Source organism: Rhodococcus sp. ARC_M6 (assembly GCF_022810305.1).
Taxonomy (GTDB): domain Bacteria; phylum Actinomycetota; class Actinomycetes; order Mycobacteriales; family Mycobacteriaceae; genus Rhodococcus_F.
In genome coordinates this window covers 20465-40276 of the sequence record NZ_JALGQH010000044.1, presented here as the reverse complement: position 1 = coordinate 40276, position 19812 = coordinate 20465, and the positions used below count along the sequence as shown (strand labels likewise).

The window sequence follows — 19812 nt, the reverse complement described above, 5'->3', positions numbered from 1 at the left end:
CATCCACTGGTACAACCATGAACGCATCTCCACAAAGCTCCAGGGCCTGAGCCCGGTGCAATACCGGGTTCAAGCCCTGGTGGCTTAGGCTCTTATTTGGCCAGTCCAACTTCCGGGGACCAGTTCAGATCGGCCGCGGGGTTTTCCCACACATCTCAAGTCGATGGACGCAGTACCGATCTACCCAACAATTCGCACACCTGCAGAGCCAAGGCCAGATCCAGCTTGTCCCGACCGGCCGTCACTGGGTCTGACAGCGCTTTGTTGATGCGGTATTTCACCGTATTACGGTGCAGATTCATATAATTGGCGGTATGCAGATGACTTTCACCGTGGGCGAAGTAGACGCTCAACGTCGTACGCAGGATTGCGGCCGACGACGTGTCGTCAGCCAGCGGACCCAGCACTTCCCACACCCAAGATCTTGTCGACTCGAGATCTTCCGACAGAAGTGACACAACCGCGACACCGCGATCTCCGAAACTCACGACCGGACGAGGCGGCGTATCAGGCACCGCAGCAACCGAATACGCGGCGCGCGCCTGCTGGTGAGAGCGTTTGAATCCGTCGACTCCCGAGCCTGGGAGGCCGATGGCTACCCGAGTACCACTGTCGAGGGGCACGGACGCGGCCAGCGTTTCGAGATCCGGCACCGGGATTCGTCGACCGAAAGGCAGCCACGCCCACACCGTGCGGCGGTCGATGGCAGTCACAATTACCGGTTTGTCTGCACTGGCAGAGGCACCGAGATCACGCACCAGGCGATCGAGGGCATTGAATCCCAATACATCCGCGTCCGAGGTCGACCAGGCAACTACGGCCAGATGATTCTGTTCGAGTCGATATCCGGTTTCGGACTCGAAAGCTGCAGCGTCCCCACCAATTCCGGAGAGGAGAGCATGGATCGCCGCCGAGTGCAGGTTGCCCTGCGCGTTGATCCACCGACTCCGCTCCTGCTCGTAGGCATCGAAGACGTAGAGCGTGATCCAGTCGATATAGCTGTACACAACATCCGAAACATGTTTCAACACTGAAAGAGTGAGCCGCGCCGAGATGTCGAGGGCGCTGACCTCATCGTGACAGATGCGCATCAGATCACCCTGGCCCATGTGATAGGCACGAACCAACGAGTTGGATGGAACATCTCGCTGGGCGAGGCGCAGAGCGTATTCAACTGCAGCGGTAGTCGGTTGCAGATGATCGATCGGAATGTCATTGGCCAATACGTGAATGATCGTCGTGACGTTTCCCTGAACGCTGGCTTCGAGCATTTCGATCAGGTTGGCGTCGTCGTCCAGTTGATCGATCTCGTGCGCCATCATGACTGCCATCTCGCGGGCAATGTCAGCACTGCGCGCGTCGAGGTGTCGAGCCAATTCCGCGACCACGGCAAGTACTTCCGGCTCCGCAGCAGCAGGCACCCGGGCGAGGCGCCGTCTCGCACCGGCACCTCGATCCTTGTTCGAGGGACTGCTCACAAAACCTCCGCGCCCTGCCGTCGTAGGTACTTCAGCGCCGACTCCGCCGCGTTGTACCCACACATTCCGTGTGCGCCGGCGCCGGGTGGCGTCGACGCCGAGCACAGGTAGGTGCCCGCGATTCCCGTACTGTACGGATCGACGGCGATACGCGGGCGCATTACCACTTGCAGTTCGGAATTGGCGCCGCCGATAATATCGCCGCCAATCTGATTCGGATTGTCTCGCGCCAGGTCGGCAGTACTGCGGCTTGACGTAGCGATGATCTGTTCGCGAAATCCCGGAGCAAAACGTTCGATCTGACGAATAATAGCTTCCGTTGCGTCCCCGGAATATCCATGCGGCACATGAGCGTAGGCATACAGCGGGTGGATGTTTCCGGACGAGCGGGTGGGATCTGCCAGGTACTGCTGACCGATCAGAACGAACGGCCGCTCCGGCATGCGGCCCGAATTCGTCTCACGCTCACCCGCCACGATCTCCTCGAAACCGCCTGCCAAGTGGACTGTTCCGGCACGTCCACAATCGGAATTGGTCCACGGAACGTGACCTTCGATCGCGAAGTCGACCTTGAACGCGCCGGGCGCTTGCTTGAATTTTCGATACGCCTTCACCACCCGCGACGGGAGCCGATTACCCAGAATCTCGAGCGCTCCACTCGGATTCACATCCAGCAGAACAACATCCGCATCCGGAAGATCCTGGTCGCTACGTACCCGCACCCCGGTATCGATCTTTCCGCCGTGATCGAGGAGCATCGCCGACATCGCGTCGGTGATCGATCGGGACCCGCCCTCTGCCACCGGCCAGCCGTAGCGATGACCGGCGCCGACAATCATCAAACCCACGGCCGACGTCGCCGGCCGGTTCAGTCGGTAATACGCGTGTGCTGCAACCCCACCGAACAGCGCTCGACCCTTCTCCGTCTTCCACAGCTTGGCAGTGACCGTGGCGGGCAGCAGTGCCCGCGGACCAAAAGCCGCCAGCCGCAACGGATGCCGCGGAATGTTGAAAATCGGACGCATCAGGTCCGAAGCCAAGGCGTCGAAACCCGTCGACAGGTCGTTGAACATGCGATGCCATCTCTGACCATCTGCGCCGAGCTCCGCCGCCGTCTGCTCGAGTGAGCGGTACAGAACGCCCGCATCGCCGTTGTCCAGCGGATGCGCACAATCGGCTTCGGCCCAGCGCCAGTTCAACCCGTATCGCTCGAGGTCCAGCTTGGACAGGTACGGCGAACCGATACCCATCGGGTGAAATGCCGAGCAATGATCATGGATCAATCCGGGGACGTCGATCGCACCGGATCGGGTACCCCCGCCGATCTGATCGGCAGCCTCGAGCACCTGCACGTCGACGCCACTCCGTGCAAGGTGTACCGCGGCAGCGAGCCCGTTCGGCCCGCTGCCGACAACTACGGCTTTGGTCACTGACTCACCTCTCGGTTGCTTACTTCCTTGGTACGCATCTTCGGTTCGGTGACAATGTTCGGATCCGTCACCGCCCGATCGGCGCGTACGTCCAGTGTCCACGCAACATCGAAGGGAATGGGCCCATTCGGCAACCACGGCTGCTCGGCAACTGCGTCGGCAACCTTGAAAGTGCCTCGTTCGATGACGCCTAGGGCCGCGTCGATCACCTTGTACTCCTGTGTCGCCTTGTGAATGGGCTGTGATTCGATCCAGGTCACCAGGAACTCTCCGGGGGCAAAGTTGCACCGACGCTGGATCGCGGCAATCAGTTTCTCGTCGTGAAGGTGGCCGTCGCCGAAGTTGAACGCAACGATGGAGTTGCAACTGAATTCGGCCTCACGCAGGGAGTACGTATTGATGTCCTCACCGAGGTGTCGGATCATCAGGGAAAACAGCGCACGCCCCTGGCTGTGCATCGAACGCCAACCCAGCAGTTGATGGAGCACGACGTCCGAGACGTCCTCGGGGTACATCGTCATCAACTGCTTGCGTGTGTCCTGCGACGGCCGCTTGATGTTCTCGTCGATCTTGGCTTCAGCACCCGGAGCAAAGGCCCACGTAGCCGATGCCCAGTTCCCCGCGTACTGGCGCATCGACGGAAGGAACGAGACCAAATCGGGTCGCAGATTGCCCAGGATCGGGAAAAATGCCAGTGCTGCAACAATTCCCGCCGTGATCCAAGGCGACGACATTGCTCCGATGCCGTAGCCGTCCCACGCCGGGAAGCCGAGGAAGAGGAATACCGCGGCGTAGGCGAACAACAGATTCCATTCCAGGGGCACTGCCAACGGGAAGGTCGACGCGATAAAGAGGTGGAATCCGACCATGAGGAGAACGGCAAGGATTGTGAGTGTTTTGTTGGTGGAGAACAGCAAGATCAACGGAGTGACGATCTCGACCATCGTTCCGGCCACGTGTGCGACGCCGCCGCCCAGGCGAGAGGGGCGAAGATCCTCGGGGAAATTACGGTAGTGCGCACGCTTGATCTTCTTTGACGGAATCCACGGCGTATTGCTGATCATCGGCGGTACCACCAGCGAGAAGTGGCGACCGAACTTCGAGATACCGGCACCGATCCACACCATGACGATCAGCAATTTGAGTGCCAGGATCATGTCCACGAACGGAAGGAACGTGAAGAAGATGATCGCGGGGAGGTACTGCTCGCTGCGAGCGGCGATGAACGGAACCTTGTCGCGCAAACCGAGAATCAGCATCAGCGCCAGAAACGAGTACAGCACGGCAGGACGTACCAGGCCGGCGTTATCTGCAATGGCGGCATCGACGCCGGTCGTGTGAACACCCGGAAGCACTCCCGCAACAAGAAGATTGACAACCGCAGCGACATAGATGGCAACATCGAAGACCGTGCGGGTATCGCCGGAGGTGAGCGGAACTTTGCCCGGCCACGGTGGCAAGCGAATTGTTCCGGGGCGAATCCAGTAAAGAACGCCACCCGTCATCGGCTTGAAGTGGCCGGCCAGCGGACCCCACGAGCCTGCCAGGCCGAGCATTTCGAGCATCATCGTCCACAGAATGAGCTTCTGGTAAACGATGGGCTGATTCCACCATGACGCCGGATCTACCCAAGAGAGACCCGAAGTCAGTGTCGCAATTGCGGTTCCGGCGATGAGATAGAGGAAGAGCAGCTTCATGATATAGACGGTGTGAACCATCTTCGGCGTGCCGAACCCGTGATCCACCCAGTGTGTGGACATGTCACGCAGTCGCTCGAGGAAAGGCTTGTCCATGAATGTGGCGGGGTCGACGGGAGGGAAGTTTCCTTCTTTGAATCCCATGATGTGCTCCTGAAATACGAGAAGTAGGCATGACAGATCAACTCGACGTATGCAGTCGAGTTATTGCGCTGGCGCGGAAAAGACTGCTAGCGAGCGGGAGTGGCGCTCAAGGCTCGTCTCATTCCAGGTTTGTCGACCTTTCCCACCGGGTTTCGGGGTAGCGCATCGACAACATAAATCGCCACTGGCACCTTCACTCGGGTAAGCAAGGCCGTGACATGGTCGAGCAATTCGTCTTCGGTGACGGGGGCATCTGGATAGGCAACGACATAGGCGATGGGAACCTCTCCGTAGACATCGTGTGGAGCACCGATGACGGCAGCCTCCAGCACGGAAGGATGTGTGGCGAGCGAGTTTTCAATCTCCTTGGGGTAGATGTTCTCTCCCCCGCGGATGATCATGTCCTTGATGCGGTCAACCAGAGTGAGATAGCCGTCCTCGTCCAGCACTCCGACGTCGCCGGTGTGCAGCCAACCGTCCACAACCGTCTTCGCCGTTTCATCAGGCCTGTTCAGGTACCCATGCATGACGTTTCCGCCCTTGATGACTACTTCGCCGCGTACACCGATGGGAGCGAAAGTTCCATCCTCAGAAAGGATCTCGATCTTCTGCCCGGGCAACGACGGGCCGACGGTTCCGAGTTTCCGTATTCCGCCGACGGGGTTGCACGCCGACGCGCAGGTTCCCTCGGTGAGCCCGTAACCCTCGACGATCTCGAAACCGAATCGCGCCTCGGCCCGTTCGAGAAGTTCCTTGCTGATCGGGGCAGCGCCGCACACGGCGAACCTCAGCGAGGATGTATCGATCGACGCATCCTCGGACTGCGACGTCAACATGGCGTAGATCGCCGGGACAGCGGAGAAATACGTCGGACGCAATCGCGCAACGTCGTCGAAGAACCTTGATACCGAGAACTTCCCGGTGATACTCACCTGCCCGCCCACAATCAATGGCGTCAGGACGCTCACACAAATGGCATTGACGTGGAAGAGAGGGAGGATGAGGAGGCAGTGATCTGCACCGGTGACGCCGATGCTCTGCCCCATCGACGACGCCATGAACTGAAGGTTGGCATGTGTGAGCATGACGCCCTTGGGCCTGCCGGTGGATCCACTGGTGTAGATCAGGAGCGCGAGATCATCTGCAGTCAACTCGATGCCGGGCAGGGCCAGATCGGGTGAGCTCTCCGCGAGGTCGTCGACACAGAGCGTCGGACAACCACCGTTCGGCGCATCCGGCCCACCTGTAATCACCAGTCGAGCACCGGAATCCGAGATCTGGTAGTCCGCCTCGTTGGCAGTGTACATCGGATTGACGGGAGTTGCGGCGGCACCGAGGCGCCAGGCGGCCATGATCGCAATCAGCAATTCAACCCGATTGGGAAGCATGATCGCGACAACGTCACCCGCACCGATACCCTCGCCTGCCAGTTGCGCTGCAACGGCTTCCGTACGTTCTGCAAACTCGATGTACGTGAGTTCGACCTGGTCGTCACGAACGCAGGGCGCGTTGCCATGCTCTTTCGCCAGATCCCAAGCCAGATATCCGATGTCGGTCACGAGAGTCAGCGCCTTTCCTTTGTCTGTGACTCAGAACACTATCGACGTCACGGGGCCAAAGAAACGGTCCACGGGGCTCAACTTGCCCGATTTCTTTGTGCTCCGAGCACAACCTCAGGAAGATGATTGATGCAGCAACTCGTTCGCATGAGCAGCAACAGCCAGCGATATCCGTGCCAGGATCGGCGACGACAGTTTCCACTGCTGCCAGTACAACGGGACGTCGTCCACATATTCCGGATCGAATTCGACCAACGTACCCGGCGTTTCGAGACTCTGCAGATCTGGCAGCAGTCCCCATCCGTAGCCGAGTCGCACTGCATCCGCAAAATCCGCGGTCGCCGGCACAAAATGACGGGGAGGGTCGACGAGTTGGCCAAGTTTCCGGCCCAAATACCTGTCCTGCAACAGATCCTTGCGGTTGAAAATAACCACGGGAGCCTTCGAAAGTGCCTCTGCCGTAACACCGTCGGAAAACCAACGTTCACAAAATGAGGCGCTCGCCATCGGACGGTAGCGCATGATACCGAGCAGACTGGAGGTGCAACCCTGAATCGGCGTCGCCACGGAGGTAATCGCAGCCATCACAGACCCGTCACGTAGAAGCTCTGTCGTATGTTCTTGATCGTCGAGATGGAAATCGAAACTCACTTCGGTTGCGAACGAAGCCAGCACCCGAAGTACCCACGTGGACAACGAGTCCGCATTCACCGCGATCGAGATTCGGGCCATCGCGCCATCCGCATCGCTTAGACCCAACTCTCGGACGACGTCCTGAGTGAGAGCATCTATCTGACGGGCGAGACGCAATACCTCGCGGCCCGAATCAGTAACGCGAATGGGCTTGGTGCGCTGCACCAGAACCCGTCCCACCGAAACCTCGAGCGCTTTGATCCGTTGGCTTACCGCCGACGGCGTGATGTGCAATTTACGCGCGGCGGCGTCGAAAGTTCCCTCGTCCACCACTGCGTGCAGGGCCTTCAGTTGCTCGATGTCCAGCATGATCTGAAGCTACGCTAATGCTCCATCAGAATCATTAGCTGGACTCGCATCTCTTGCGTCGTCAAGCTGGTGCCATGCTCAGCAACAGTGACCCCACGTCAGCCGTCGTCGGATTTGGTGTCGGACTCTCCTTGATCGTCGCGATCGGCGCACAAAACGCGTTTGTACTGCGCCAAGGCCTGACTCGATCACATGTGCTTCCGATTGTCCTGGTGTGCGCCGTGTCCGACGCGATCCTGATTCTCGCGGGCATCAGCGGGATCGGAGCACTCCTCGAACACGCACCGTCACTGATTACCTTCATTCGCATCGTCGGCGCCGTATTCCTCCTCAGCTACGCGGTATTCGCAGCCAAGCGCGCATTTCGCCCGCAAACACTGGCACCGGATCAGCATGGCAACGGATCACGACTTGCAGCCGTCACCATGGCCCTGGCGCTGACCTGGCTGAACCCGCACGTCTACCTCGATACCGTTGTCCTGATGGGTTCAATTGCCAACGGCCGCGGCGAGATCGGGCGTTGGTGGGTTGCTGCTGGGGCAATCACCGCGAGCGTCCTATGGTTCAGTGGTCTCGGTTACGGAGCGCGCCTGTTGACTCCACTCTTCGCAAAACCCAATGCCTGGCGAATCCTGGACGCACTCATTGCAGTGATGATGGCAGTTCTGGGAATCAGCTTGCTCACCGAATTGTGAGTGCGATGCGTAACGTAGGCCCGAGGCAATTGTGACCATCGGGCAGGACTGATAGCGATGACCGAGAACAAAGTCGAGGACGAGCCGAACCGCGGATTGCTGTTGCTTTGTCTGCTCGCAGTTGTTGCGGGTGTCTCCGTCGGCTTTGTCGGCGGAGCATTCCGGTGGTGTCTGCGCAGAGCCGACGACCTCCGCCAAACGATCCTGGACTGGTCGCATCAGATTCCGTACGTCGGGTGGCTTGTCCCCGTCGCTTTGGTGGCGTTGTGCACAGTGCTTGCCGTCCTGATAGTTCGGCGGGTGCCACTCGCAGCAGGAAGCGGCATTCAGCATGTCGAGGCCGTTGCGCGAGGTGAAGCGAAACCACCGGGACTGATCCTGGTCCCGGCCAGATTCGTGGGCGGGCTTTTGGCAATCGGTTCGGGGCTGGTACTCGGCCGCGAGGGCCCTACCGTGCACATGGGTGCGGCAATCGGAGCCGAGACCGGCCGGCGGGCCCGTCTCCCCGAATCCGATGTGCGCCTGTTGCAGACGTCGATGTCCGGGGCCGGGCTCGCCGTCGCGTTCAACGCCCCGATCGGCGGTGCACTGTTCGTCTGCGAGGAAGTGACACACTCCTTCAAACTCCGCACAGTCCTTCCCACGATGTTCGGAGTAGCGGTGGCAGTGGGATGTTCACGGCTTGTCATCGGTGATCGGCCTGATTTTGTCGTCGATGCCGTCCCAACTCCCCAGCTCGCGCTCTTGCCACTGTTCGTCATCTTCGGACTCCTCACCGGCCTGCTCGGGATTTGTTACAACCACATGATCCTGGGAATGCTCAATACCGTAGCGCGCCTGCGACGTATCCCCTCTACCGTTGCCGGAGCTGCAATCGGCGCCGTCATCGGTCTCACGCTCTTCATCGACCCCTTGGCCGGCGGAGGTGGCGACCCACTGTCGCAGTTGATTGTCGGAGGACGCACATTTGTGCTGCCGATACTGCTGCTGTACTTGGTTGTTCGGTTCTTCACCGGTCCGTTGTCCTACGCCGCCGGAACTCCCGGTGGCCTGTTTGCTCCCCTGCTCGCCGTCGGCGCTCTGTGGGGATCGCTCTTCGCCGGGCTGTCGAGCTTCATTCCCGGAGTAGACGGCGGCCTCACGATTGCGATGTCTCTCGTCGGCATGGCCGCATTCTTCGGCGCCGTGGTGCGAGCACCATTCACGGGCATCGTGATCGTGGTGGAGATGACGACAGTAACGTCGGCGCTTGTGCCGATGCTCGCGGCAACTGCTGCTGCCGTCCTCGTGGCGACGCTAGCCGGATCGGCTCCGATCTACGACAGCCTCCGATTACGAATGCTGAAAGATCAACATCCACAACAGAATTAACTTCGGACGGCTACGTCATCACATCGGCGAGCGTAAGTACGACGTTGGCATTTCGTATCGAGGCTGCTGGAGATTCTTTTCCGAATCATTCTGGGGCTCAGTTTGATCGACAGATTCTGCAATCTTTTCCATCGCTGCGACGATCCGGGGGTCGGAATTCAGCGCGGCGCTGGCCGACCGCATTTTTTCCGCCGACTCGAGTCTCGCCCGCGCCACCAACGCGAGGATGGACGACGCCAACAACTCGCCACTGACGGCCATCGCACCCTTTGCGATCCGGAGGCCCACCAGAGAACCGTCAGCCCGAACCGAAACCGACAGCGAAGGCGTGTCACACGTAACCACCTCGGACGTCACCGATTCAACGTATCTGTCGAGAGCCGCGGAGATCGGATCGACTCCTTGCCCTGGTATCGAATGTTCCATTGTTCCCCCAAATTCGAACTGGTCACAGCCAAGCTACAGTAGGTAAGCAAACTCGGTATGCACGCCACTGTGGGGGTAGCGCAGCAGAAATCCGACAGGGGAGAAGCAGATGACATTGATTGTCGACGTCGCACAACTTCGAGGACTTCGTGACGAATTATCCTCTCGGAGTGCGCAAATAGCGACAATTCGGACGGCACGCGCGGTTGGCGGCTTGAAGAATGCAATGCCTGGTGCAAATTCCGGACCAATGGCAGTGTCGCGTGCACTACTCGCGTCAGATGCAGTGGGAGTAACTTCCGAGCGAATCTCGAACACTGCGACCGCCGTCGAGGCAAGTGCGGTCATCTACGAGAAAACTGAAGACGACAATACTGCCGATTTGTCGCGCGACGGAAGGCCACTCTGGTGACTGTGACCGTATCTCAGGCAAAGGTTTGGCGACCTGAAGAACTTGCCACCGCCGGTGCCCAATGGCAGGCAAACGCGGAATCATTGGAACTGGAATTGAGTTCCGCCCGCAGGGCCGGTGACAGTTCGCAGCACTATTGGGAATTTAGTGCCGGGGACGCCATGCGCAGTCAGGTGACCAGCATTGCGACCGACGCTTACTCAGCTGTCGATTCCCTCACCTTGGGGGCAACAGCTCTGAATTCTGGTGCACAAATTATCCGCTCGTGGCTTGACGCCTTCCTGGGACGAGCGAACGCTGCAGAGGGGCAACTTTTTTCGATAGCGGATGACGGTGTGGTCTCGCCTCCGCCGCCCAACCCGCTGGGCGGCGCAACCCCGGCTGACCTCTTGATGCAAATGGCCGCACTGAAGAGGCAGGCGAATCTTCTGACGGTCATGATTCAAGCCGATCTCCGCAATTTGACCAACGCTGACAGCACAACCACCGACGCGATATCGCGAGCATTCGAAGGCATCGTCGGAAAATTTGGGATTGACCAGCAGCGGGTGGACAACACCGCATCGCTGGCCAATTCTGACGGCACCAGCGACGGTACAGCCTTTCGAAACGGCAACGTTCCCCCGGAAATGTTCAATCGCGTAGGTGCAATTCTCACAACGACCGCTTTGACGCCGGAACAGTTGGCTGCGATAGAACGTGGCGAACCTGTCAGCGATCTCCCTCAGGTCAACTACGACTACCTTCGTAACTTCTACAACGCGGCTGGCAAAGACGGATTGATCGAACTGAGCCAGACGCTGCGTGAGCAAGAGCTAGCCGGCGACGCCGACGCTGGTCGGCGCCTTGATGCTCTGGCAAATGGAATCTTGACAGTGTCGAACGAGAATATCGGAACAGGTACCGAAACTGGTGGATTCGACAAACTTCCGCCCGATCTTCAGGATTTGATCACGCACGGCGGTGGATCTGCGCCCGAGCTGAGCACGAGTGAATTCATCGATCGAAACGAGTATATGAAGGACTTGGCTTTCCTACTGGGAGAGTCGAATCCGGGCTATCAGCCGGGAACTGAGCTAGGCGTCGAACTCGACAAAGCTGCCTCTCGAATCGTCGAAGCCGATACAGGTATCGGAGCACAGTCAATCGTCGGACAGAAATTGCTCGAAGTAGGTACCCGCAACGAAACCTCAACGTGGGAGTTGGTGACTAGTCCCGATCGAGACAGGACGCTGATCCCACTTCTCGAGTACGGATGGGGAGACGACGGCAAAGCCCTTGGCGGTATGTTCGATTGGATTCCAGGCGAAGCCATCTCGGCCGGTCCTGAAGATATATCCGCCCAGCGGGCAGGTGAAACCGCACGCGGTCTGGCTGATCTGCTGTCCAGCACCAACAGTGACAGCCTTTTGTCGTCCATCGACTCCGGAAACACCAATGCGGTGTCCCGACTCTTCGGCATTGCCGGAGCGGGCGGCGAGTCACTTGGAGACGTCAATCCTCTTCTAACTCAATCTATTGCCGGAGCGATGGCGCCGTATGTGAACAATATGGCAGGCATGAGTGAAAGCTCGCTACCGACCAGCGGTTTCGGCCAGATGGGGCCCGTCGAATCCACCAGGGTCTTTGCGCTGCTCGACACCGACCCTGCAGCCGGCACTATCCTCAACGGCGAAGCTCTTCGACAGGCATCGGCATACCAAAACCAGATTGCTTTGGATCCGGAATCAGATCTGTCGCCTCGTCGTATGGAAGGAGTAGGAAGGCTACGCTCGCTGGTCGAGGGCGGCATCAACATGGAGGTCGCCGGCCGTGAACTCAGCGCAGCCGATGCCGAACAGAGTCGTGTGAACATGCGGACCGCGGCATTCGGCATGGGGCAAGCTGGCATCGCCGGTGCATGCAGCTTCCTACCCCCACCATTCGGACCCGCACTCTCCACCGGCGTCTATATGACAGGCTCCGCCATCGTCACCGATTTCGTAGGCCCGGGGGGGAAACTTCGACGGCAAATATCAACTACCAGGCGACCTCACTGGCCGACTCGGCCTCCGCGCCTCCGACGGCACTCCCTTCCTCACCCCACACGTCATGCCGTCGGACTACTACCCGATGCTCGCGACCATGCTTGACGAAGGCCGAATCAGCCCCACCGACATTCCACCCAGAATTCTGCGAGACGGACGTCTGCCGACCTATTCCGATTACCTCACGACAGTCCCAGAAATCGACCGCAATGCACTCGACACCCGGGTCGAGGACCTACTGAAAGACCACGGAGTCAAACTCGACACTTACAACAACACCGTGAACGCACAGGCCAATGCCTACGAGTCATTGATGGGACTCAACGTTCGCAATGCACAAGATAGTTTTGAATCGGTGATCCTCGGCGCGAACGGCAGCCCTAACCTGAGCGTGTGGCGGCGATGATCCGTTCAAAGTTTCAGGTGCCCGTGTACGTTTCAGTGCTGGCATTGCTATTGACTGCGTGCGGCAACGAAACAACAGAGGTTCCACCCACACCCACAACATCGGTAACCACATCCAGATACGTGAGACCCGAACCATACCGAGTCCCAACAGAACTCGAAAATCTCACAATGCTCTGGTCAGCCGAGCAAGGAATCGACCTCCTCGACGACCTCAGCCGAGTCGTACGAGCCACCGCAGAATCAAACCAGATCGCGGCAAATTTCACGATCGACGCAAGCTATCCAGGTTTCGACCAAGCCCTCGACGACGCTTTCTACAGGAATGCTTACAAAAATGGTCGGCCCACCAGCGGATACGGCACCCAGTTCTATCACCTCATGTCAATGAGCCAAGTTGACGGCGGCTACGACGCCACCGTCTGTTGGCAGTCATCACACTTCGGTCGGAAAACCGTGGACGGGAAATATAGGGTCGACCTCTACGGCGGCGCGACAACAAGCACAATCGCGCTCCGCCGACCCTCGATAGATACCGGAAATACTCCTGCTCCTACCAGCCCCGCTGCTTTGCTCTCAACTGGTGGCGTCACCACCCCGAAATCCAACACACCCAAATGGGTAGGGCCGACCGACAACGTCTTCGGCGACTGGAAAGTCTCGCTCCCACCAGTCGTGAACTCACCGATGTACCCCGCCTGCACCGCCTGGGGTGACACCGTCGCCGCACCCCCCGTCCTGAACAACTACGTCGAAGTCGACGTCCCCCCACCAACACTCCCGCAATACCCCACCTGGTGATGGCACAACAATGACCACTGCCAATAGTCTTCGAATCTAGGTCTACACGTTGGCCTTAACCCCAGGAAGTTTCGTTCGACTACCGACGGATATTCACAACCTGATTCTGCTCGGCAACGAAGTACACGCGAAACTGAGCACCACTGATGCAATCCGGCAACGCGAAGGCATGCAAGAACTGGCTGCCCTACTGGCAGAGGCAAATCCGGAATTCCAACCAGGTGTGGAACTCGGCCTCAAACTCGACATTGCCGCCTCGCATATCGCCGAGCATGACACCGGCGCAGGCACGCAATCTTCGGTGGCACAGAAACTCCTCGAAGTTGGAACCCGCGACACGACTTCCTCATGGATGCTCGCCACCCGACCGGATCGACTTCAGCTACTCATTCCGCTGCTCGAATGTCCGTGGGCTGACGATGGAGTCGCCCTGGCAGGAATGTTCGATTGGATTCCGGCGGCAGCTATCTCGATCTCCCCCACTGACATACCTGCCGATCGGGCTGGGCAAACTGCGCGGGCCCTGGCCGATCTCCTGTCCAGCACGGGCGGCGACCAGCCGGTTTCTACGATTAACGGCACCACCACGAATGTCGTGTTGCGGCTACTACACCTTGCCGACAGCAATGACGAACCGCTCGGGAGTCAATCCCGCAGCAGCACAATCGATTGCGAAGGCATTGTCGCTCTACGTCAGTAACACGGTGGGATTCGAAGCAGATCCCTTGCCCGCAATAGGTTTCGGAAAGATTGGGCCCGTCGAATCAACCCGAATCTTAGTGGTACTCGACACTGATGTTCGCCAGAATCCTCGCTGGCAATGGCCGCAACAGGTCTACCCTATGCTCGCGGGTCTGATGAAGGCCGAGCGAATCGATCCATCAGAAATACCCGCAGGCATTCTCGATGCCGCCGGACGCCTCCCGACCTACCAGGACTTCCTCGAGTTTCCGTACGAATTGCGAAGTCGCCTCGATAACACGATCGAACGGATCCTCGAAGCCCACGGCGTCAATATCGACACATACGCTCATGCAGTCAATTCACAAGCACGAGAATACAGTTCGATCCCGTAGCCCACATCTGCCAGCGGCGTCGAGCTCATCGTGGGCACATCCCGCAACCGTCAGCCGAGCATCTGGCCCGACTGACTATGCGGAGCGGGCCAATTCAGGTTCACGTTCGACCACTGGCGACACGGCCGCGATCTTCATCGGCTCCTGTGTGTAGTGGAAGTGCGGGCGTCGGTGTCCGAGGAAGGATCCGAACCACGACATGACTGCCACGTACCGGTTGCGGAAGCCCACCAGGTACATCATGTGCACTGCCAACCACAGGAACCAGGCGATGGTGCCCTTGAGCTCGATCTTGCCGACACGAACAACAGCACTGAAGCGGCTGATGATCGACATACTTCCCTTGTCCCGGTACTTGAAAGGCGTTCCCGCCTTACGCTTTCCATTGACGATCTTGGCGGCGTGACGGCCACCCTGCATCGCGACGGGCGACTGGCCCGGAAGGCCGTTGAGCGAGGTCATGTCGCCGATGGCGTAGACATTGGCGAAACCGCCGACCGTGAGGTCAGGGTTGATGAGGAGTCGACCGGCGCGGTCGGACTCACAACCGGTTGCCTCGCCGAGTACTGCGGCAAAATCGTTGGCCCGAACGCCGGCCGACCAGATGACGGTCTCGGCGTCGATACGCTTCTCTTCCTTGGTCTTTGCCGAGGAGACGGTGACTCCGTGCTCGTCGATGGCGGTGACCATGGTGTTGAGAACTACCTCGACACCCGACTTCTCGAGCGAGTTCTGGGTGTACTCACTGAGCTTGCCGCCGAAGGCCGGCAACGCGACGCCGGCGCCTTCGACCATGGTGACGGTGACTTCTTCGGCACTGATGTTGTTGATGGCCTTCGCGAAGTAGCGTCGCGCCAGTTCTTTGATCTGTCCGGCGAGTTCGACGCCGGTGGCGCCGGCACCCACAACGACGAAGCTGAGCAGGTTCTTACGCATCAGAGCGTCGTTGGTGGTGTGAGCTTCTTCGAAGCAGCGCAGGATCTGCTTACGCAGGATCTCGGCATCTTCGACGGTCTTGAGCTTGTATGTGACCTTCTCGAACTCGTCACGGCCGAAGTACGCCTGCGTGGCGCCCGTGGCTGCGATGAGTGAGCGGTATCCGAGCGTATGCCGAGTTCCCGAAGCCTCGTAGACGATGGTGTTGTCTTCGGCATTGACCTCGACGACGCGGCCGAGGCGAACGTCGGCGTTGGGGTACTTCTGCAGGATCGTGCGGATGGGAGGAGCAACCTCGCCGGCCGACAGAACGCCCGTCGCCACCTGGTAGAGCAGCGGCTGGAACAGGTGCTCGGTGGTCGCGGAGATGAGGACGAACGGCGTCTTGGACTTCGCGAGCGTCTTCGCGGCAGCAAGGGCTCCGAATCCCGAGCCCACGATCACGACCTGAGTCTTCTCGTGTCCAGCCGCGTCGATATCGGCGCGGCCCGCAGCAGTTCTATCCACAACAAACTCCTCAAGCAAATTGAAAGTATGACTATTACCGTATGGAACGGTCATGGGTCAGGTCCAGCTAGCTGCGGTATTCGCAAGACTGTTATCTCGATTGCTCATAAGTAAGCTGTCGCTATGGACTTTCGCCAACTCAAGTACTTTCTCGTCGTGAGCGAGGAACTCAGCTTCAGCCGGGCTGCCGAGCGCTGCTTCATCTCACAGTCCGCGATCAGCCATCAGGTGGCACGGCTGGAAAAGGAGCTCGGCGCGACGCTCTTCGAACGGTCCACCCGGTCTGTGCGACTGGCCCCGGCGGGGTCGCGTCTGGTCCCCATCGCGCAGCAAGTCCTGAGCCTGGAGACCATGGCCTACTCCGTGGCTCGCGACCCGAGCGCGCGTATCCGGATCACCGGAAACATGAGTTTTGCGGGTCAGACGTTGGATGCCATCGCCCACGTTCGCGAGCGCCATCCGGATCTGGACGTGGAGTTCGTGATCAAGAGTTTTGCGCACCGGATGGACGCGGTGGCATCGGGCGACGCGGACATCGCGCTCATTCGCGGCAGCGTTGATCGCCCGGGCCTGGAACCCATCGACCTCGGCGTCGAGGATCTGCTGATCGTTATGTCGAGCCGTCACCCGCTGGCCGGTCAGCCGAGCGTCGATCTCAACGATCTAGCCGCCTATCCCCTGCTCCTGCCACCGCGCCAAAGCCAGGTATTGATTCACCAGGTAGTCGAGGACGCGTTCCGGGAGATCGACCGTCGGGTGCAGTTGGGTCCGGCAATTCCGAGTGACCACACCGCCACCCTGGACGTGATCACCAACCCGAACGCGTGGACGTTGCTGTATTCCATCACGGCCGGCGAATCCCCTCGGGCGGGCATCATTTTCATGCGAGAGTCCCACGGACGCTTACGAATCCCCGTGTCGGGTGTAACGCGCAGCGGTACCGCACACCCGCCGGAGTTCAATGATCTGATTAACGCACTAAAAGACGCGATCCGGCCCTGATCGTGAAGGATTTCACTCGCTCAGCGAACGAAATCCTTCACAATCACAGGGCCGGACCGCGCCTTCGTGCTAGGTCTTGCTGTTTACATCCACCTTGCCGTCCTCAGCGAGCCCGATCTCGGAATCGGTGCCTGACTTCTCGAGGTCGATCGGTGCATCACCGGTTTCGACTTCTTCTGTTTCAGGTTTTGCCGGCAGCGGCTTCTTGAGGCTCAGGATGATCGAGCCTGCCAACACCACGATGATCACGGCAAGGCTTACCAGTGACGGGATCTCGGGGATGGACGTGCTGATCACCTTATGGCTGGCCTGCAGGATCAGCTTGACGCCGATGAAGGCGAGGATGATCGAGAGACCCTTCGAGAGGTAGTGGAACTTCTCGAGCAGACCGGAGAGCAGGAAGTACAGCGCACGCAGACCCAGAATCGCAAATGCGTTGCTGGAGTAGATGATGAACGGATCATCGCTCACTGCCAGCACAGCGGGAACGCTGTCGACGGCGAATACGAGGTCGGCAGCTTCGATAGCGACAACAACCGCGAACAACGGTGTTGCGACGCGCTTTCCGGCTTCCTTTACGAAGAACTTGGTGCCGGCGTACTCGTCACGAACCGGCATGATCTTGCGCAGCAAGCGAACTGCCACGGATGTACCGGGATCAAAGCTCTCGTCCTCGTCCTTGAGCAGCTTGTACGCGCTGTAGAGCAGGATCGCGGCGAACACGAAGAGGACGGCGGTGAACTTGCTGACGATCGCAACGCCGGCAGCGAGGAAGATGCCGCGGAAGATCAGGGCACCGATGACACCGAAGAACAGGACCCGGTGCTGGTACTCACGCGGCACCTTGAAGTAACCGAAGATCAGGGCGAACACGAAGAGGTTGTCAACGGAGAGGCTCTTCTCCAGTAGCCAGGCCGTGGTGAAGTCGACGCCCGAGTCCACCCCCAAGGTCAGGGTGACTACCACCGCGAAGATCAGCGACAGGCTGACCCAGAGTGCGCTCCACCAGGCCGCTTCCTTGAACCCGATGACGTTCGCCCCGCGGTGAGCAAGCAGGTCGATGAGCAGCATGACGACGATGACTGCGGCAAACGCAGCCCACGCCCAGATGGGAACGGTCACGGGTTCTCCTTCGCTGATTCTGGACGGCCGTTTTGCCGTCTTCACCAGTGTTCCTTGCCGACTTCAATCCATCACGGTCCAAATAACGATGACTTTTCACGCCAAACTTGCCGGATTACGGCAAGTTTGCACTATTTTTGAGAATTTACGCGCGTTCTACCCTGGAGTTATGAGCACCTCGCTGTACTACTCAGCCATTCGCCCGCAGCCGTTGTCCGCTGACGAGAGGACCGAAATCGATCGTCTGATCGCAGTGCACAACGACGAGTTTCCTTTCGACGCCGAAGTCCTGGACCTGTACCCCTCGGACATCCCGAACACGGTTGTGAACGGATCCACCAAGATCTCGAACGATCCGACCGAGATCATCCCTTCACTCGTCTACTGGTTCAATGCCCTGACCGAACTGCGACGAGTATTGCCTGACGCAACCTGGGACGTCTCCCTCGACGACACCCCTGTCGACTGGGCTGACGAGTCGGGCTACGCGCTTCCCGGACTGCCGGATATCAGCTGAGCGGCGTAGCGGGCCAATCGAGCAGCTTTGCCCCGAGCACTGCAGCGTGCAGCGCAAAACTGTCGTTGGCATCGTTGACGTTCTGACCGGTGAGCTCGCGGATGCGGTCCAGCCGATATGTCACCGCACGGACCGACAGGTGCAGATCGCGGGCAGTCTTCGCGGTGTTCCCTCCGGCCGCGAAGTACGCGAGCAAGGTGTCCACCATCGGCGCTGCCCCTCCCCGCGCTTCGAGCAGCGGCGTGAGCAGGGTCGAGATCAGGTCCGTGACTGCCGGTCGGTCATTGACGAGAACGCGGTAGACCAGCAGATCGCGGGCGTCGATCACCGGGGAATCCAAGGACAGCCGCTGAGCCAGGTCATGGGCGTCAAGCGCTTCGCGGTACGACGCCACCACCCCGGCGGCTGTGGCGCGCGGCCGTCCGACTGCGATCTGCCAGGCTCCGTCCATTGCGCGTCGTTGCAAGTGCACGCGCCCGTCGTCACTGGTTCTGGGTCCGAGGGCAGACCGAATGCCGTGCAGCACATGGTCGATTGCCTCACGATCGGGAGCGGCGAAGACCACCACGAGATTGCCACTCTTACTGGCGACCAGAGCATCCGAGTCACCCTTGCTGCCGAGGACTGCACGCTCGACGGCCTTGACCAATGTGCTGTCGTCGGTGAAATCACGGGCAGCGGTAACTACCGCCACAGCGTGAGGCCCGGTGAGATGTAGGCCGAATCCTGAAGCGCGACCGAGTAATCCGACGACATCCGCGCCACCGGCCAACAAGTCGTCAACGAATTCGCGTCGGGCAGACACCTGCGAACGCACGAGCGTGCGGCGGGCGAGCTGGTATCCCTCCGCCAATTCCGCCACCGCATCGTCCACAGCGCGCAGCATCACTTCGCCGGCAGCGACTACTGCATTCGGATTCGATTGCGCCGCAATGACAGCGGGCAACTCACGCCACAGACGCCAAGCCGAGGACAGGTACAGATCAAGCAAGGCCCGCAGTGCGACGCCCTGGCCCGCGGCTTCCTCGCCGCGAGCGCGGAAACGATGGAGAGCCCGACGCTGTAGCGGCTTACCCTCACAGACCGCAACACTGAGCACTTCGAGGAAGTCCCCCAGCAACTCGACGGGTAGACCACCGGCATCGTCTGCACCCGCTGCAGCTACGCGATGAAGAACATCTGCAGACACACCGGTTCCGTTCACC

The 19812-nt window shown here is 59.5% G+C and carries 19 protein-coding genes; 10 read left to right on the top strand and 9 right to left on the bottom strand.

Going from position 1 to position 19812, the window contains the following annotated elements:
• Positions 1–88, top strand: an 88-nt coding sequence (locus tag MTX36_RS27700; protein ID WP_243622346.1) for an IS3 family transposase, incomplete at its 5' end; no start/stop codon positions are given.
• A gap of 67 nt (positions 89–155) precedes the next feature.
• Here the strand turns inward: MTX36_RS27700 and MTX36_RS27695 are convergent.
• From MTX36_RS27695 to MTX36_RS27675, 5 genes are all read right to left on the bottom strand, one after another.
• Positions 156–1478, bottom strand: a complete 1323-nt coding sequence (locus tag MTX36_RS27695; RefSeq protein ID WP_243622875.1) for a CdaR family transcriptional regulator — start codon at positions 1476–1478, stop codon at positions 156–158.
• Complete coding sequence (locus tag MTX36_RS27690) at positions 1475–2908, bottom strand: NAD(P)/FAD-dependent oxidoreductase (protein ID WP_243622874.1); 1434 nt, start codon at positions 2906–2908, stop codon at positions 1475–1477. Before MTX36_RS27690 ends, MTX36_RS27695 begins: the two co-directional genes overlap by 4 nt.
• Positions 2905–4749, bottom strand: coding sequence for a DUF3556 domain-containing protein (locus tag MTX36_RS27685; protein ID WP_243622873.1), 1845 nt, complete (start codon positions 4747–4749; stop codon positions 2905–2907). The genes MTX36_RS27690 and MTX36_RS27685 overlap by 4 nt, the downstream gene beginning before the upstream one ends.
• Positions 4750–4835: 86 nt before the next feature.
• Entirely contained in the window at positions 4836–6308 is a 1473-nt protein-coding gene (locus tag MTX36_RS27680) for a class I adenylate-forming enzyme family protein (protein ID WP_243622872.1), read from the bottom strand.
• 114 nt (positions 6309–6422) lie between these two features.
• Positions 6423–7310, bottom strand: a complete 888-nt coding sequence (locus MTX36_RS27675; RefSeq protein ID WP_243622871.1) for a LysR family transcriptional regulator ArgP — start codon at positions 7308–7310, stop codon at positions 6423–6425.
• 74 nt (positions 7311–7384) lie between these two features.
• Here MTX36_RS27675 and MTX36_RS27670 point away from each other — a divergent pair, with 74 nt between their 5' ends.
• Positions 7385–8005 (top strand): LysE/ArgO family amino acid transporter, encoded by a 621-nt coding sequence (locus tag MTX36_RS27670; protein WP_243622870.1) that lies wholly within the window; start codon positions 7385–7387, stop codon positions 8003–8005.
• Positions 8006–8062: 57 nt separating this feature from the next.
• Positions 8063–9376 carry a ClC family H(+)/Cl(-) exchange transporter gene (locus MTX36_RS27665; RefSeq protein WP_243622869.1) on the top strand — a complete coding sequence of 438 codons (1314 nt, stop codon included), beginning with the start codon at positions 8063–8065 and terminating at the stop codon, positions 9374–9376.
• Positions 9377–9394: 18 nt separating this feature from the next.
• Here the strand turns inward: MTX36_RS27665 and MTX36_RS27660 are convergent, their stop codons facing one another.
• Positions 9395–9733 carry a hypothetical protein gene (locus tag MTX36_RS27660; protein WP_243622868.1) on the bottom strand — a complete coding sequence of 113 codons (339 nt, stop codon included), beginning with the start codon at positions 9731–9733 and terminating at the stop codon, positions 9395–9397.
• 483 nt (positions 9734–10216) lie between these two features.
• Here MTX36_RS27660 and MTX36_RS27655 point away from each other — a divergent pair, with 483 nt between their 5' ends.
• The 5 genes from MTX36_RS27655 (at position 10217) to MTX36_RS27635 (ending at position 14523) form a co-directional block, all read left to right on the top strand.
• Positions 10217–12346, top strand: coding sequence for a hypothetical protein (locus tag MTX36_RS27655; protein WP_243622867.1), 2130 nt, complete (start codon positions 10217–10219; stop codon positions 12344–12346).
• Positions 12339–12647, top strand: a complete 309-nt coding sequence (locus tag MTX36_RS27650; protein WP_243622866.1) for a hypothetical protein — start codon at positions 12339–12341, stop codon at positions 12645–12647. The genes MTX36_RS27655 and MTX36_RS27650 overlap by 8 nt, the downstream gene beginning before the upstream one ends.
• A gap of 170 nt (positions 12648–12817) precedes the next feature.
• Positions 12818–13447 (top strand): hypothetical protein, encoded by a 630-nt coding sequence (locus MTX36_RS27645; RefSeq protein WP_243622865.1) that lies wholly within the window; start codon positions 12818–12820, stop codon positions 13445–13447.
• Positions 13448–13496: 49 nt separating this feature from the next.
• Positions 13497–14147 (top strand): hypothetical protein, encoded by a 651-nt coding sequence (locus tag MTX36_RS27640; protein ID WP_243622864.1) that lies wholly within the window; start codon positions 13497–13499, stop codon positions 14145–14147.
• Between the two features lie 142 nt (positions 14148–14289).
• Positions 14290–14523, top strand: coding sequence for a hypothetical protein (locus MTX36_RS27635; RefSeq protein ID WP_243622863.1), 234 nt, complete (start codon positions 14290–14292; stop codon positions 14521–14523).
• A 75-nt stretch (positions 14524–14598) separates the two neighbouring features.
• Here the strand turns inward: MTX36_RS27635 and MTX36_RS27630 are convergent, their stop codons facing one another.
• Complete coding sequence (locus MTX36_RS27630) at positions 14599–15966, bottom strand: NAD(P)/FAD-dependent oxidoreductase (protein WP_243622862.1); 1368 nt, start codon at positions 15964–15966, stop codon at positions 14599–14601.
• A 123-nt stretch (positions 15967–16089) separates the two neighbouring features.
• Between MTX36_RS27630 and MTX36_RS27625 the strand changes: the two genes are divergently transcribed.
• On the top strand, positions 16090–16968 hold the full coding sequence (locus tag MTX36_RS27625) for a LysR family transcriptional regulator (protein WP_243622861.1): 879 nt from the start codon (positions 16090–16092) through the stop codon (positions 16966–16968).
• 69 nt (positions 16969–17037) lie between these two features.
• On the opposite strand, the gene MTX36_RS27620 is transcribed toward MTX36_RS27625, so the two are convergent.
• Entirely contained in the window at positions 17038–18090 is a 1053-nt protein-coding gene (locus MTX36_RS27620) for a TerC family protein (protein WP_243622860.1), read from the bottom strand.
• A 169-nt stretch (positions 18091–18259) separates the two neighbouring features.
• Between MTX36_RS27620 and MTX36_RS27615 the strand changes: the two genes are divergently transcribed.
• Positions 18260–18607 carry a hypothetical protein gene (locus tag MTX36_RS27615; protein WP_243622859.1) on the top strand — a complete coding sequence of 116 codons (348 nt, stop codon included), beginning with the start codon at positions 18260–18262 and terminating at the stop codon, positions 18605–18607.
• Here MTX36_RS27615 and MTX36_RS27610 read toward each other — a convergent pair.
• Positions 18600–19811, bottom strand: a complete 1212-nt coding sequence (locus MTX36_RS27610) for a CdaR family transcriptional regulator (RefSeq protein WP_243622858.1) — start codon at positions 19809–19811, stop codon at positions 18600–18602. The genes MTX36_RS27615 and MTX36_RS27610 overlap by 8 nt on opposite strands.
• Position 19812 lies beyond the last annotated feature (1 nt).

Coding starts and splice junctions, on each gene's coding strand:
- MTX36_RS27650 (WP_243622866.1), top strand. CDS start 12,339: ATGCTTGACGAAGGCCGAATCAGCCCCACCGACATTCCACCCAGAATT.
- MTX36_RS27675 (WP_243622871.1), bottom strand. CDS start 7,310: ATGCTGGACATCGAGCAACTGAAGGCCCTGCACGCAGTGGTGGACGAG.
- MTX36_RS27665 (WP_243622869.1), top strand. CDS start 8,063: ATGACCGAGAACAAAGTCGAGGACGAGCCGAACCGCGGATTGCTGTTG.
- MTX36_RS27625 (WP_243622861.1), top strand. CDS start 16,090: ATGGACTTTCGCCAACTCAAGTACTTTCTCGTCGTGAGCGAGGAACTC.
- MTX36_RS27645 (WP_243622865.1), top strand. CDS start 12,818: ATGCTCTGGTCAGCCGAGCAAGGAATCGACCTCCTCGACGACCTCAGC.
- MTX36_RS27615 (WP_243622859.1), top strand. CDS start 18,260: ATGAGCACCTCGCTGTACTACTCAGCCATTCGCCCGCAGCCGTTGTCC.
- MTX36_RS27685 (WP_243622873.1), bottom strand. CDS start 4,749: ATGGGATTCAAAGAAGGAAACTTCCCTCCCGTCGACCCCGCCACATTC.
- MTX36_RS27670 (WP_243622870.1), top strand. CDS start 7,385: ATGCTCAGCAACAGTGACCCCACGTCAGCCGTCGTCGGATTTGGTGTC.
- MTX36_RS27635 (WP_243622863.1), top strand. CDS start 14,290: ATGCTCGCGGGTCTGATGAAGGCCGAGCGAATCGATCCATCAGAAATA.